General features: G+C 40.6%; 13 protein-coding genes, 5 tRNA genes and 1 pseudogene. 12 read left to right on the top strand and 7 right to left on the bottom strand.

Annotation, left to right across the window (positions count from 1 at the left end; all coding sequences use genetic code 11):
- Positions 1-55: 55 nt before the first annotated feature.
- The 9 genes from ACMUMJ_RS02740 to ACMUMJ_RS02780 all read left to right on the top strand — a co-directional run bounded on the left by ACMUMJ_RS02740 (position 56) and on the right by ACMUMJ_RS02780 (position 3,788).
- Positions 56-634: a 50S ribosomal protein L25/general stress protein Ctc gene (locus ACMUMJ_RS02740; RefSeq protein ID WP_414677274.1), complete on the top strand. Its 579-nt coding sequence runs from the start codon at positions 56-58 to the stop codon at positions 632-634.
- A 20-nt stretch (positions 635-654) separates the two neighbouring features.
- Positions 655-1,242 carry an aminoacyl-tRNA hydrolase gene (gene pth / locus ACMUMJ_RS02745; protein ID WP_414677314.1) on the top strand — a complete coding sequence of 196 codons (588 nt, stop codon included), beginning with the start codon at positions 655-657 and terminating at the stop codon, positions 1,240-1,242.
- A gap of 27 nt (positions 1,243-1,269) precedes the next feature.
- On the top strand, positions 1,270-2,361 hold the full coding sequence (gene ychF, locus ACMUMJ_RS02750) for a redox-regulated ATPase YchF (protein ID WP_414677275.1): 1,092 nt from the start codon (positions 1,270-1,272) through the stop codon (positions 2,359-2,361).
- 121 nt (positions 2,362-2,482) lie between these two features.
- Positions 2,483-2,557, top strand: a tRNA-Gln gene (locus ACMUMJ_RS02755).
- A gap of 28 nt (positions 2,558-2,585) precedes the next feature.
- Positions 2,586-2,662, top strand: a tRNA-Met gene (locus ACMUMJ_RS02760).
- Positions 2,663-2,677: 15 nt separating this feature from the next.
- Positions 2,678-2,752: transfer RNA gene (locus ACMUMJ_RS02765), tRNA-Gln, on the top strand.
- A gap of 21 nt (positions 2,753-2,773) precedes the next feature.
- Positions 2,774-2,850 (top strand) — tRNA-Met (locus tag ACMUMJ_RS02770).
- A gap of 15 nt (positions 2,851-2,865) precedes the next feature.
- A tRNA-Gln gene (locus ACMUMJ_RS02775) sits at positions 2,866-2,940 on the top strand.
- A gap of 146 nt (positions 2,941-3,086) precedes the next feature.
- Positions 3,087-3,788, top strand: a complete 702-nt coding sequence (locus ACMUMJ_RS02780) for a TIGR04219 family outer membrane beta-barrel protein (protein ID WP_414677276.1) — start codon at positions 3,087-3,089, stop codon at positions 3,786-3,788.
- Positions 3,789-3,867: 79 nt separating this feature from the next.
- On the opposite strand, the gene clpB is transcribed toward ACMUMJ_RS02780, so the two are convergent.
- The 3 genes from clpB to rluD form a co-directional block, all read right to left on the bottom strand.
- Positions 3,868-6,447: an ATP-dependent chaperone ClpB gene (gene clpB, locus ACMUMJ_RS02785; RefSeq protein WP_414677277.1), complete on the bottom strand. Its 2,580-nt coding sequence runs from the start codon at positions 6,445-6,447 to the stop codon at positions 3,868-3,870.
- 145 nt (positions 6,448-6,592) lie between these two features.
- Positions 6,593-7,333: a peptidoglycan editing factor PgeF gene (pgeF, locus tag ACMUMJ_RS02790; protein ID WP_414677278.1), complete on the bottom strand. Its 741-nt coding sequence runs from the start codon at positions 7,331-7,333 to the stop codon at positions 6,593-6,595.
- Between the two features lie 171 nt (positions 7,334-7,504).
- A complete protein-coding gene (rluD, locus tag ACMUMJ_RS02795; protein ID WP_414677279.1) occupies positions 7,505-8,488 on the bottom strand; it encodes a 23S rRNA pseudouridine(1911/1915/1917) synthase RluD in 984 nt (327 codons plus the stop codon).
- A gap of 163 nt (positions 8,489-8,651) precedes the next feature.
- Here rluD and bamD point away from each other — a divergent pair, with 163 nt between their 5' ends.
- Positions 8,652-9,494 (top strand): outer membrane protein assembly factor BamD, encoded by an 843-nt coding sequence (bamD, locus tag ACMUMJ_RS02800; protein WP_414677280.1) that lies wholly within the window; start codon positions 8,652-8,654, stop codon positions 9,492-9,494.
- A 74-nt stretch (positions 9,495-9,568) separates the two neighbouring features.
- Here bamD and ACMUMJ_RS02805 read toward each other — a convergent pair whose 3' ends face one another.
- Together ACMUMJ_RS02805 and ACMUMJ_RS02810 are read right to left on the bottom strand one after the other, a co-directional pair.
- Entirely contained in the window at positions 9,569-10,291 is a 723-nt protein-coding gene (locus ACMUMJ_RS02805; RefSeq protein ID WP_414677281.1) for a glutathione S-transferase, read from the bottom strand.
- A 42-nt stretch (positions 10,292-10,333) separates the two neighbouring features.
- A complete protein-coding gene (locus ACMUMJ_RS02810) occupies positions 10,334-10,546 on the bottom strand; it encodes a cold-shock protein (RefSeq protein ID WP_414677282.1) in 213 nt (70 codons plus the stop codon).
- 409 nt (positions 10,547-10,955) lie between these two features.
- Here ACMUMJ_RS02810 and ACMUMJ_RS02815 point away from each other — a divergent pair.
- Positions 10,956-11,345, top strand: a pseudogene (locus ACMUMJ_RS02815) (ammonium transporter); the annotation flags it as partial.
- 115 nt (positions 11,346-11,460) lie between these two features.
- Complete coding sequence (locus ACMUMJ_RS02820) at positions 11,461-11,970, top strand: DTW domain-containing protein (RefSeq protein ID WP_414677283.1); 510 nt, start codon at positions 11,461-11,463, stop codon at positions 11,968-11,970.
- Between the two features lie 185 nt (positions 11,971-12,155).
- On the opposite strand, the gene ACMUMJ_RS02825 is transcribed toward ACMUMJ_RS02820, so the two are convergent.
- Entirely contained in the window at positions 12,156-12,821 is a 666-nt protein-coding gene (locus ACMUMJ_RS02825) for a porin (protein WP_414677315.1), read from the bottom strand.
- Between the two features lie 33 nt (positions 12,822-12,854).
- Positions 12,855-13,085 carry a porin gene (locus ACMUMJ_RS02830; RefSeq protein WP_414677284.1) on the bottom strand — a complete coding sequence of 77 codons (231 nt, stop codon included), beginning with the start codon at positions 13,083-13,085 and terminating at the stop codon, positions 12,855-12,857.
- Between the last annotated feature and the right edge of the window lie 127 nt (positions 13,086-13,212).

Here is a 13,212-nt window from a genome sequence, read left to right on the forward strand (position 1 = left end):
TTGCTCGGGACCGGTCGCAGTCTTGGGCGTATTAAACTTAATTTAGGAATGTAAAATGTCATTAACTATAAACTCAAACACTCGTGAAAATCATGGCAAAGGTGCGAGCCGCCGCCTACGTAAAGAAAACCTAGTTCCTGGTGTGATCTATGGTGGTTCTTCTGAGCCACAATCTATCTCTTTCGCTGTAAATGAATTAAAAAAAGCGATTGAAAATCCAGCATTCTTCACTAGTGTTATCGAAGTTACTGTAAACGGCAACCCAGAAAAAGTAATCGTTAAAGCACTTCAACGCCACCCAGCACGAGCTGAAGTTCTTCACATCGACCTGCTTCGTGTAGAAGAAAATACCACTATAACAACTCGCGTACCTCTTAACTTCTCTGGCGCGGCAACAAGTGCTGGTGTTAAGACTCAAGGTGGCCGCCTAGTTATTGAATCGAAACTTGCTGAAGTTCGCTGCCTACCAGGGAACCTACCGACTGAACTTGTTGTTGATTGCTCTAACGCTCAACTTGGTGATATTTACCACCTTTCTGATGCAATTGTTCCTGAGAACGTTGAACTTGTTTCGCTATTGAAAGGCGAAGATCACAACCAACCAATTGGTCGTATCGACAAGTCTAAACGTTAATACTAATTATTGAAGGCAGCATTGTTGTGAGTTTTAAACTATTGGTTGGTCTAGGAAATCCTGGCACAGAATATGAAAATACCCGCCACAATGCCGGCGCTCAATACATAAAGACATTGGCTCATCAGAGCCAATGTCTTTTACGTTATGAAAAGAAATTTTCAGGTGAATTTAGCAAAGTTTCTATTGGTGGAAAAGAATGCTACTTACTTATTCCAACCACTTATATGAATTTAAGCGGCTCCGCAGTCCAAGCCCTATGCCAGTTTTATAAAATACCGCCTCAGGAAGTGTTAGTCATTCATGACGAGTTAGACCTCCCTCCTGGCACTGCGAAATTAAAAGTAGGTGGTGGTCACGGTGGCCATAATGGCTTAAAAGATATAATAACCAAACTCGGCAACAATCGAGAATTTGGTCGTTTACGAATCGGCATAGGCCACCCCGGTCATGCCAGCAAGGTTGCAGGTTATGTACTGACCAAAGCACCTTCCACAGAATACCTAAAGATTGAACACGCTATTGATGAATCACTTCGATACACAGATGATATCGTTGCAGGAAACCTCAATAATGTGATGAATACATTACACAGCTTCAAAGCTTAATCACTACTATTTTATTCAGGAATTATTATGGGCTTTAATTGCGGCATCGTCGGATTACCTAATGTCGGTAAATCGACTCTATTTAACGCACTCACCAAAGCAGGTATTGGTGCTGAGAACTTTCCTTTTTGCACGATCGAGCCTAACGCTGGTGTCGTGGCTATGCCTGATCCTCGCCTTGACTCGCTCTCAGCAATAGTAAAGCCAGAGAAAGTTCTTGCGACAACCATGGAGTTCGTGGACATCGCTGGCCTAGTAGAAGGTGCATCTAAAGGAGAAGGTCTTGGTAACAAGTTTTTAGCCAACATTCGTGAAACTGATGCAATTGCACACGTTGTTCGCTGTTTCGAAGATGAGAATGTTATCCATGTTGCTAATAAAATTGATCCAAAAACAGATATTGAAATAATCAATCTTGAATTGATCTTTGCTGACATTGAATCCATTGACAAGCAAATTTTCCGTACAAATAAAAATACCAAAAGTGGCAACAAAGACGCCATTGCCCACAAAGCGTTTCTTGAAAGGCTAAAAACACATTTAGAAGATGGTTTTCCAGTTCGCTCATTAGATTTAACAGACGATGAAATAAAAGAAGTCAAAGCACTTCATCTCCTTACAACAAAGCCGACCATGTACATTGCCAACGTAGCTGAAGACGGTTTTGAAGATAATCCTCACCTTGATCAAGTGAAAGCCATTGCTGAAGCAGAGGGTGCGGTTGTCGTACCTATTTGCAATCAACTAGAAGCAGAGATCTCAGAGCTAAACGCTGAAGAGATGCAAGAGTTTCTTGACGAAATGGGAATGGAAGAACCAGGGCTAGACCGTGTAATACGCGCAGGCTATGAGCTGCTCGGCCTACAAACCTACTTCACTGCTGGAGTTAAAGAAGTAAGAGCATGGACAATCAAGCAGGGGGCAACAGGACCTCAGGCAGCAGGGGTTATTCATACAGACTTCGAGAAAGGATTTATCCGTGCCGAAGTAGTAGCATATGATGATTTCATATCTTATAAAGGTGAAAGCGGTGCAAAAGATGCTGGAAAATGGCGCCTTGAAGGTAAAGATTACATAGTAAAAGACGGAGATGTAATGCATTTTCGTTTTAATGTATAAAATTATTAAATTGTTATCGATATTTTCAGAAAAAAGCTTGACCCGATAAGGGGTTATATGAATAATATCGCACCCAGAGACAAGGGATCACGAAAACGAAAGTTTGTTTCTGGTTTGCAATTGGGGTATCGCCAAGCGGTAAGGCAACAGGTTTTGATCCTGTCATGCGTAGGTTCGAATCCTGCTACCCCAGCCATTGCAAACAACGTTAGAAAGATAATTATGGCTATGTAGCTCAGTTGGTTAGAGCACATCACTCATAATGATGGGGTCACTAGTTCGAATCTAGTCATAGCCACCATAATTACTTTAATATTGGGGTATCGCCAAGCGGTAAGGCAACAGGTTTTGATCCTGTCATGCGTAGGTTCGAATCCTGCTACCCCAGCCATTTTTTACCTAATAGAATAAAGGCTATGTAGCTCAGTTGGTTAGAGCACATCACTCATAATGATGGGGTCACTAGTTCGAATCTAGTCATAGCCACCACTAAAAGTTTTTGATTGGGGTATCGCCAAGCGGTAAGGCAACAGGTTTTGATCCTGTCATGCGTAGGTTCGAATCCTGCTACCCCAGCCATCTTTCTTCTTAAAACACCTCCCTTTATTTTTTAACCTTTTGTTAGCATTAGTTCGTTTTTTAATAAGATTTAATCTTTATTAGTCAAATACGAACCCGAAAGTTTATACTATTCATAACCTTCAAATAATATGGATGATGTCATCATGAAAGCAGCTCTTTTACTTTCTTATTTAGTACTTGCCAGCACTGCACAAGCGGACGTTTTGGGTCTAACTGCTGAGTTTGGCACTTTCTCTCCCGATCCAACCATTGAATTCTCTGATCATGACGAGACAAGTGAAACAACAGACATGGACGCAGATAGCAGCAGCTACTATGGCATTGCTTTTGAACACCCTCTTCCTTTGATCCCAAACATTCGCCTTCAAGGTACAAACCTAACATCAGAAGGCACAGTAACCTCAGATGTGGTATTTGAAGGACAGACACTGTCAGGCAAAGCAAAACTGGATCTATCCCATACTGATTACACCTTCTACTACGAGTTTTTAGATGGCATTCTTTGGTTAGAGCTGGATGCAGGATTCACCATACGAGACTTTGACGGCTCCATAGAGCTAGACTCAGTAAGAAGCGATTTATCCGCAACCATTCCTCTCGCCTACATTTCTGCCTATGCAACAATCCCAAGCACCAGTCTATCCATTGGTGGAGAATTTAAAGCCCTATCTATTGGCGACTCAAGCGTTACCGATACCACCATTAAAGTAAAATACGAAACACCTTTCCTAGTTGGTATCGAAGGTGGCTATCGTTCTATGAATATCGACCTAGTTGATATCGACAACAAAGATGTTAACAGTGACAGCTCTGGGGTGTTTCTTGGTGCATTCATAGACTTCTAATGCCCTTATACACGACACAAAAAAACCGTAGTTGCATTTTCTGCCCTACGGTTTTTAGACCACTCGTTACAAAAGACAACTAACCTTTTACAAAGTAAATTTCATCCTCCCGAGTATCAGCAACAATAATATCACCACTAACAAACTTACCTGCCAATAATTGATTCGCCAATGGGTTTTCAACCCAGCGCTGAATAGCTCGCTTTAGAGGCCTTGCCCCATAGATAGGGTCATAACCTACTTCAGACAGACGCATCATCGCACTTTCACTGAGAGTTACGCTCATTCCCATCTCTTTCAAACGCACATTCAAGTGCTGCAATTGTATGCGAGCGACACCTTGAATCTGTGACAGTAAAAGAGGATGAAATACAACAGACTCATCAATTCGATTAATAAATTCAGGTCGAAAGTGTGTACCGACAATCTCCATTACTCTATCTTTAATGTCTTCATACTGACTACCATCTCGATACTCCTGAATCACATCAGAACCAAGGTTTGATGTCATTACAATAACCGTATTACGGAAGTCCACTGTACGGCCCTGACCATCCGTTAAACGACCATCATCTAAGACTTGCAATAGTATATTAAATACATCGGGATGAGCCTTTTCTATCTCATCCAGCAACAATACAGAGTAAGGTCGGCGACGCACAGCTTCTGTCAAATATCCCCCCTCTTCATAGCCTACATAACCAGGAGGAGAGCCAATCAATCGTGCAACAGAATGCTTCTCCATAAACTCAGACATGTCTAAACGCACCATCGCTGAGTCAGAGTCAAAGAGAAAAGTTGCCAACGACTTACACAGTTCTGTTTTACCTACACCTGTGGGACCTAAGAATAAAAAGGAGCCATTAGGTCTATTAGGATCGGATAAGCCCGATCTTGAGCGACGTACCGCATTCGACACAGCCGACACCGCTTCTTCCTGCCCTATAACAGATTCATGTAACGCCTCTTCCATACGTAATAATTTCTCTCTTTCTCCTTCAAGCATTTTGTCTACTGGAATTCCAGTCCATCGTGATACAACGGTTGCAATCTCTTCTTCACTAACACGATTTCGTAGCAGTTTCGTTTGACCTAACTCTTCTGCCTGACTCGCTTTTTCTATCTCTGCTTCTAGCATTGGGATAACACCGTATTGCAACTCAGACATTTTCGCTAAGTTACCATCTCTACGAGCCTCTTCCATTTCATGGCGAACCGACTCAAGATCCTCTTTTAGTTTCTGCCCTCCCAATACAAGCGCTTTCTCAGCATTCCAAATTTCATCTAAATCAGAAAATTGCTTTTCTAACGTCGCAACCTCTGTATCCAATTCTGTAAGGCGCAGTTTTGACGCTTTGTCTTTTTCTTTTTTCAGTGCCTCTTGCTCAATTTTTAATTGAATCAAACGCCTCTCTAGTCGATCCATATCCTCTGGCTTTGAGTCCATTTCCATACGAATACGACTGCCTGCCTCATCGATTAAATCAATCGCCTTATCCGGAAGCTGCCTATCCGTAATATAACGCTGAGACAACTTCGCAGCGGCAATAATTGCCGAGTCCGTAATATCAACACCGTGATGCACTTCATAGCGCTCTTTCAACCCTCTCAAAATAGCTACCGTGTCCGCAACACTAGGCTCTTCAACAAGCACTTTTTGAAAACGTCGCTCCAACGCTGCATCTTTTTCAATATATTGTCGATACTCATTTAACGTGGTCGCCCCGACACAATGCAGCTCACCACGCGCCAAAGCAGGTTTAAGCATATTACCCGCATCCATCGAGCCTTCAGATTTTCCTGCACCAACCATGGTGTGAATTTCATCAATAAAAAGAATCACTTGACCTTCTTGTTTAGCCAGTTCATTCAAAACCGCTTTTAAACGCTCTTCAAACTCCCCTCGATACTTAGCGCCAGCAATGAGCGTTCCCATATCCAAGGACAACACTCTTTTATTCTTTAATCCTTCTGGGACTTCACCGTTAATAATGCGTTGAGCCAGCCCCTCAGCGATGGCCGTTTTACCCACTCCGGGTTCACCAATTAACACCGGATTATTTTTCCTACGGCGCTGCAATACCTGAATAGTACGGCGAATCTCATCATCTCGACCAATCACAGGGTCAAGCTTTCCAGAAGCCGCTCTGGCGGTTAAGTCCACCGTATACTTGTCTAATGCTTGACGGTTTTCTTCAGCATTAGCATCATTAACACCCTCTCCTCCTCTAACTTGATCAATCACCGTAGCAATGTCTTCTTTAGTCACACCTGTCGCTTTTAACGCTTTCGACAAGTCATCCTTACCATCAAACATAGCCATCAAAATAAGTTCAGAAGAAATATATTGATCTTTACGTTTTTGAGCTTCTTTATCTGCTAGATTTAATAGTCTCACCATTTCTGGTGACATTTGAACGTTGCCATCGTGATCGCTCACTTTCGCCAATCGAGACAAAACAGAGTCAAGCGCCTCTCTTAACTTCGCAACTTGAATACCGGATTGCTGTAGAATGGGGCGAGCACTTCCCCCTTGCTGATCCATTAAGGCAACCAACAAATGCACAGGCTCGATAGTAGTGTGGTCCTGCCCTAAAGCAACAGACTGAGCATCGGATAGAGCAAGCTGTAATTTAGTTGTTAAACGATCAATTCTCATTATTAAACCTCTTTATCGCGGTAAATTCTTATCTCATCTATTGACTTAATACGTCCCAAATACAAAAAACCAACACCAGAGTGTCAAAATAATGACACCAATCAAAATAATACGGTTTTTTATTCATATTCAATTCGACAAAACACTATTCAAACCAAATAAGCGTTGCCATTCTGCCCGTAACACCGTCACGACGATAAGAATAAAACCATTCGTCTTCTGCATAGGTACAACGATCTCCTCCGTATACTTGGTGGATACCGACCATCTCAAGACGTTGCTTTGCAAGTAAATATAAATCCCCTAACCATTTACCGTTTGGCTTAGATACAAATGCTTGAGAGGCTTCAATGCTATACGCCATAAAAGCAGCACGCACCTCCTCACCCACCTCAAAAGAAGACGCTCCAATTGCAGGTCCTAGCCAAGCATAAATGCAGCCAGATGGATTAAATTGACGCACCGTCTCCTCAATCACACCATCACATAACCCACGCCAACCAGCATGAATAGCCGCGACCTGTGAACCCTCTTGATTAGAGAGCAATATAGGCAGGCAGTCCGCCGTGAGAATAGCGCAGATTTGTTGTGCTTGAGAAGTAATCGCCGCATCCGCCATATTGCTTGCTCCCTCAACCAATGGCAGTGTCGCAACGTCCGTACTATGCACTTGGTTTAACCATTGAAGCGTGTTTGGCATAGACGTTTTTTGAGCAAACAAAGCTCGGTTTCGTTCAACTAACTCGGTGCGGTCATTTACGTGTCCGCCAAGATTTAAACCTTGATACCCCCCTGAACTCACTCCCCCTTTACGGGTGGAAACAAACGCCTTTACATGGCTTGGCACAGGCCAATCTGGGGTTATCACATACAATTCTTCACTCATAGGAGACAACCTCTTGAAACAGTAGTTAGAAGAAAACATACTTCCAAAAAAAAGCAGCCTTTTGGCCGCTTTATCATTTATTGCACTTTTAAACATTGTTCCAATCGTAACAAATTAGACACATCCAATACCCAATAATTTACGATCAATTACCAATCTTTTTACTTAAGATTAGTAGTATTCAGAGTCTTCGCTGCCCGAATCATCCATATCCTGCTTCAACAATGCGATAAGGGCTTGCATATCGTCAGGAAGGTCAACTTCCCATTCCATAAATTCACCCGTAATAGGATGGCTTAATTCAAGTTTCTTTGCATGGAGCGCTTGTCGACGAAATGAGCGAATCCCTTCCTGAAGCTCTGGCGTACATGCCTTAGGCATCTTCAAACGACCAGAATACTGAGGGTCACCTACCAACGGAAATTTAATAAACGACATATGAACACGAATTTGATGTGTGCGGCCAGTTTCAAGCTTCAAACGAATATGAGTGTGGTTTTTAAAACGCTTTACCAATCGATAATGAGTAACAGAGTCTTTTCCGTGAATTGGCTCTACAGCTTGTTTTTGTCTATTGTGAGGGTGGCGACCAATTGGCTCATCCACAACACCGCCACCAGTCATAACGCCAATAGTAATGGCTTCGTATTCACGACCCATACTACGATCTTGTAACTGAGAAACAAGATCTGTTTGAGCTGCAAGAGTCTTTGCAATAACCATTAAACCTGTTGTTTCTTTATCTAATCGATGCACGATACCTGCCCGAGGTACATGACCAACTTCAGGAGCGTGATGTAGAATGGCATTCAATAACGTACCATCTCTATGCCCTGACGCTGGATGAACAACCAACCCTGACGGCTTGTTAATCACTAAAATATCATCATCTTCATAAACGATGTTTAAAGGAATATCTTCCGGTAAATGTACTTCTTGATCTTCAACTACCACACTAAGTGTAATAGTTTCACCACCAAATAGTTTTTCTTTTGCTTTTACTTGCTTACCATCAACTAGAATTGTTCCATCTTTTATCCAAGTTTGAATACGAGATCGAGAAAAATCCTCAAACAACTCAGTTGCAATTTGATCCAACCGTTGCCCGCCAAAATCCACAGGAACTTGGGCTTCTTTTACTATACGCTCTGCCATACAATGTACTTAAATTGTTGATAAGTGGAAATTACATAAAATTCACACATCATCAAGTGATAATAAAGACTCAGCTCTGTTATTATTTAACACAGTGTTTCACACTTACGAGCCACAAATAGCCAATTTGGCAACTTTTACTTATTTAAGGTTTTAATTATACATGGGATTTCATCAGTCGTTGCTGCGATTCATAACAATTACTTGTTTTTCTTCACTCGTTTTAGCTTGTTCAAATCAAACGGTTCAAACACCAGACCTTCCAGAGCAAGAATACTATGAAAAAGCTCAAGAGGCTTTAGAGGATGGATTACCAACAACCGCAGCTAAACATCTAAAAGACCTAACGAACCGCTACCCTTTTGGCGAATACACAATCAGAGCGGAACTTGATTTGGTGTATGCTTACATAGAAGCAGGAGATTATATTGCAGCACATGCCCATGTTGAACGATTTATCAAAAACTATCCAGATCATTCGTCACTAGATTACGCCTACTACATGAGAGGCTTAACAACCTATAAAAGCACAGAGAGTTTTCTTGGTCGCTATTTACCTCTAGACCCTAGTGAAAGAGACGTCAGTGAATTAACCACTGCCTTTAATGAATTCTCCTCATTATTAAAACGCTATCCAGAGAGTAAGTATGCTCCTGACGCTAAAGCGCGTATGGTGTATTTACGCAATGTCATTGCCAAACATGAACTGCAAGTGGCTCAATTTTATTTCAAACGAAAAGCCCCTCTATCTGCTCTAGGTCGAGGAAAAGCCGTGTTAGAAAACTACCCAAGTTCTGATTCAGTTGAAGATGCTTTGGCCGTTATTGTTCAAGCCTATATTGATTTAAATCAATTTGACTTAGCTCAGAGTAATATAGCAATATTAAGAGATAATTACCCTACATCAAAACACCTAGATGACAATAATAAATTTATCTCTCCACGACTCCCGAAAGATGCCGCTCCTGACTTTTTTTATTGGGTCACTCTTGGTGCGATTGACTAATACGCCATTCATTACGTCATCCGACTTTACAACCCGTTGAATGACGTAATGATGAATAGTATCTAAACAACGTATTATGGAAACCGCGTTTTTTCTTGACCACTCTCCCACTTGGGGTATTTCTCCATTACTGTCTTAAATAGCTCAGACTCTATAAACATAGAAAGCCATCTTCTTAAGTTCAAGTAACGGCTCCCCTCAAACCAACTCATGTTAACCCCTGAAAATTGCCTTACAAAAGGAAAAATCGCAATATCAAGCAAGGTTATTTGATCCCCAAGTAAAAAAGACGATTCTTTTAATCGACACTCCAATTTCTCTAAAAACACTTCTCCTTTCTCTCGATAAAATGTTTCCGTATATTCTGGAAAACGATCCGAGTATTTGTATTTATCCAACCACCCTTTGAATTCATTATCATTTTCGTCAATCCACTCTTTAATAACAGCCTGCACGTCTTCATCGTTCGGCCATAGTTGCTCAGCAAGAGCATCATGTTCAGGCGTGCTTTTTTGGCTTTTCTCAATTGCCCAAAATATAATGTCCAAACTTTCTTCAAACCGAACACCATTATCAATCAATTGCGGGACAGTAGAACGCCCCCCTAAGCTCAATAATTCATCTGGTTTGTCTTTGAGAACAACCTCCCTTAACTCAACTTTTACACCAAGAAAGGCCAATACATAACGAGTACGAATGGCGTAAGGACAGCGTCTAAATGAATACAAAATGGGCAAATTGATACCAGACTCCTTTAATAAAAAATAGACAGGGAAATTAACACAAAAACTAGACATAAAAAAACCACGACAAGCGTGGCTTTTTTGAATCAAGTAGAACTAAGCAATGGTAACGTTTTCTGCTTGCGGACCTTTTTGACCATCAATCACTTCAAAACTAACAGCTTGGCCTTCTACTAACGTACGACGACCTGTTCCATTGATGGAACGAAAGTGAACAAAAACATCTGCCCCTCCCTCACGCTCAATAAAGCCAAACCCTTTTTCATCGTTAAACCACTTAACAACACCCGCTACAATTTCACCAGACATACAAACCTCATTATATTTTATGCCGCCCTTATTGGGTCGATCTATTTATCACCTGCAGAATGTATTATTCCAAGGTATTCCTATATTTATGTGGCGTCTTTTATATTCCAATAGATTAGAAACAAACCCATTGCCCAAAAATACATCACCCTATAGATCATATGATGTACAAAATAAAATGGGAAGAACCTTAAGGGAACTTCATACAAAATTCATAACTAGGTCATAAAAAATCCATCAACGCACCAAAAAGCAACAAACGGTCTAGATATTGTTTCATTACAAAACAAAAATAAAAAATGATTTTGAAATCCATTTTTGCACCATTAGAAAACAAAATAATCTGTGCGCACACCATGATGATACAAAAAAAGAAGATATTGTGGCTCAAATAAACAATGCTGTTGAAATGTTAGCTTCAAGTTCCAATACTATGTTCATACTTTTAGGTGCCATCATGGTCTTTGCAATGCATGCCGAGGTTGCCTTTTTAGAAGTGTGTACCGTTAGACAAAAAATCAGGTCAATGCTCTCGTAAACGTAATGACAGATTTTGCGATATCCGCTTTAGTGTATTTTTTATTGGCGATCAAATCGCTTATGGAAACAATTTTTTCGCAAGCGCCACAGTACTGTCCCAAAACAATGGTTATGAGTTAGTTAAGTTCTTCTTTTTTATGACATTTCCAGCTACAATACCGGCCATCATATCAGGCTGCGAGAAAGAGCACTCTTCTATCCAATGCTCATCTCTGCGGCTCTCATTGTTGGTATTGTTTACCCTTTCTCCGAAGGACTTAAAAGACTGATCTTGTAAAACCAGTGATTACTGGTTCTTTTAGCTCTAGTTACTCTTAACTAGGGCTTTTTTTATGATAGCCTTCACAGTAATCTCATAAATGAGCCACGAAACAATGAAAATAATATTACTCACTCATCAAAGGGAACAATACAAAAGTACAGGTACTGGACAATTGGTTAAGCAAGTCTTACAAGAAAGCTGTGACGTCATTGAATGGCACAGAAAACAGCCCAATGACACTCTTACCTCTATAGATCATTTAAGAACGGCACTTGTGTACCCAATTATGGAAACCGCCAAATGGCCAATCAAAACATTACCAGAAGAATCTATTCAGCAAATTGAGCACTTCATTATCTTAGATGGAACCTGGCAAGAAGCTCAAAAAATCTATAATAGAAGCCCATATCTCCATTCTCTATACCATTACGCCCTTTCTAATCAAAAAAAATCAGAATATCTATTACGACGTAATCAAAAATCCATTGGTTTATGCACCGCTGAGGTTGCTATTGAAATATTACAATTAAAAGCACAAAACACACTATCAGACAGATTACGAGATGCATTTGCATTGTTCAATGCCCCCAGAAAACCCAACTCAAGCCAAAATAGCATCTAGGTTCTCATGTATCAGACAAAGGAAAGCACACCCTTTAGAGTGTGCTAAATTCGCCGTCATAAGAATCACATCAGACTTACAGCGGAACGTTGAGTGACTATTCTGTACCATTGAGCCCTCCATTCTTACAGAAAACTCAAAAATAAAACCTCATTTGTAATCAAACAAAAACGTTATAACATTACTTAAAAACTGTAGTATGCTCCTACCGCTGAGAAGTTCAGTTCATCTGAGGTTTGTTGGCCTGCTTCAACATAAACATAAGCATTGTCGCCTAGGTTATACGTTGCACCTAAAGCATACTCATCATAATCTTCAGAACCAGATAACTCTAAGTCAACTTGTTGAAATGATCCGTACAAGCGACCAATACCATATTCATAAGAAGCACCAACACCAACACGACTATCAACATCCGTATTCTCTTCATATTTAGCCAGTAACGTTGTTGCACCATCTAATTGGTAGCTAGCAGACAGGCCCAATGTTTCTTCAGCATTGACCGTATTCTCTAAAGCATCGTAACCAAAAGCCAACGTTAGATTATCAACACTGTATTTCACAACGGCAGTTAATGACTCATCCTCTTCAACTTGAGACGCTGCAACCTCTGATTCAGCATCACCTTTAACCTGTACAGACAACTGAATTTCTAAACCGTTAAAAGATGGACTAAAGTAAGCAATAGTATCGCCTTCTTTTGTTGTTTCTGAACCTTCAATATCTGCAAATTCAAATTGATCTATACCGTCTTGAATAGCATTACTATAAATACTATCAAATGTCCCAATCTGAACTTTACCAAAGTTACCTTTTGCACCTACATACGCCTGATCCAGGTTTATTTCGATGTCTTTTGTCTTTTCATCGGCATCAGCTTCTAACTAGTATTTGAAAAAACCCGTCAAGTCATTGTTGATCCTACTCTCGCCTTTGAATCCAAACGTTGAACCATTATCTGTAATTTCACTCTCACTACCACCATCAGACAAATCAGAATTATGGTACACAAGCTGAATATTACCGTAGGCATCTACATAAGAGTCATCAGACGCTTGCGCAATAGACGTGAATACAACACTTGAAACCGCAATAGCAATTAAAGATTTTTTCATCGGTTATTCCTTATTAAATTATTATACAAATACCAGTCGAACACCCTGAGTAGGCGTATTCGGTAAAAACAATATAATGCGTTCTGTTTTGCAAACAATACGAGAATAACCAATTGCTTTTTTGCTT

This window comes from Marinomonas phycocola, assembly GCF_047525455.1.
Classification (GTDB): domain Bacteria; phylum Pseudomonadota; class Gammaproteobacteria; order Pseudomonadales; family Marinomonadaceae; genus Marinomonas.

What these genes read in the sequence shown, in the direction of transcription:
- ACMUMJ_RS02740 (WP_414677274.1), top strand. Translation starts at nt 56, where the DNA reads ATGTCATTAACTATAAACTCAAACACTCGTGAAAATCATGGCAAAGGT.
- ychF (WP_414677275.1), top strand. Translation starts at nt 1,270, where the DNA reads ATGGGCTTTAATTGCGGCATCGTCGGATTACCTAATGTCGGTAAATCG.
- ACMUMJ_RS02780 (WP_414677276.1), top strand. Translation starts at nt 3,087, where the DNA reads ATGAAAGCAGCTCTTTTACTTTCTTATTTAGTACTTGCCAGCACTGCA.
- clpB (WP_414677277.1), bottom strand. Translation starts at nt 6,447, where the DNA reads ATGAGAATTGATCGTTTAACAACTAAATTACAGCTTGCTCTATCCGAT.
- pgeF (WP_414677278.1), bottom strand. Translation starts at nt 7,333, where the DNA reads ATGAGTGAAGAATTGTATGTGATAACCCCAGATTGGCCTGTGCCAAGC.
- rluD (WP_414677279.1), bottom strand. Translation starts at nt 8,488, where the DNA reads ATGGCAGAGCGTATAGTAAAAGAAGCCCAAGTTCCTGTGGATTTTGGC.
- bamD (WP_414677280.1), top strand. Translation starts at nt 8,652, where the DNA reads ATGGGATTTCATCAGTCGTTGCTGCGATTCATAACAATTACTTGTTTT.
- ACMUMJ_RS02805 (WP_414677281.1), bottom strand. Translation starts at nt 10,291, where the DNA reads ATGTCTAGTTTTTGTGTTAATTTCCCTGTCTATTTTTTATTAAAGGAG.
- ACMUMJ_RS02810 (WP_414677282.1), bottom strand. Translation starts at nt 10,546, where the DNA reads ATGTCTGGTGAAATTGTAGCGGGTGTTGTTAAGTGGTTTAACGATGAA.
- ACMUMJ_RS02820 (WP_414677283.1), top strand. Translation starts at nt 11,461, where the DNA reads ATGAAAATAATATTACTCACTCATCAAAGGGAACAATACAAAAGTACA.
- ACMUMJ_RS02830 (WP_414677284.1), bottom strand. Translation starts at nt 13,085, where the DNA reads ATGAAAAAATCTTTAATTGCTATTGCGGTTTCAAGTGTTGTATTCACG.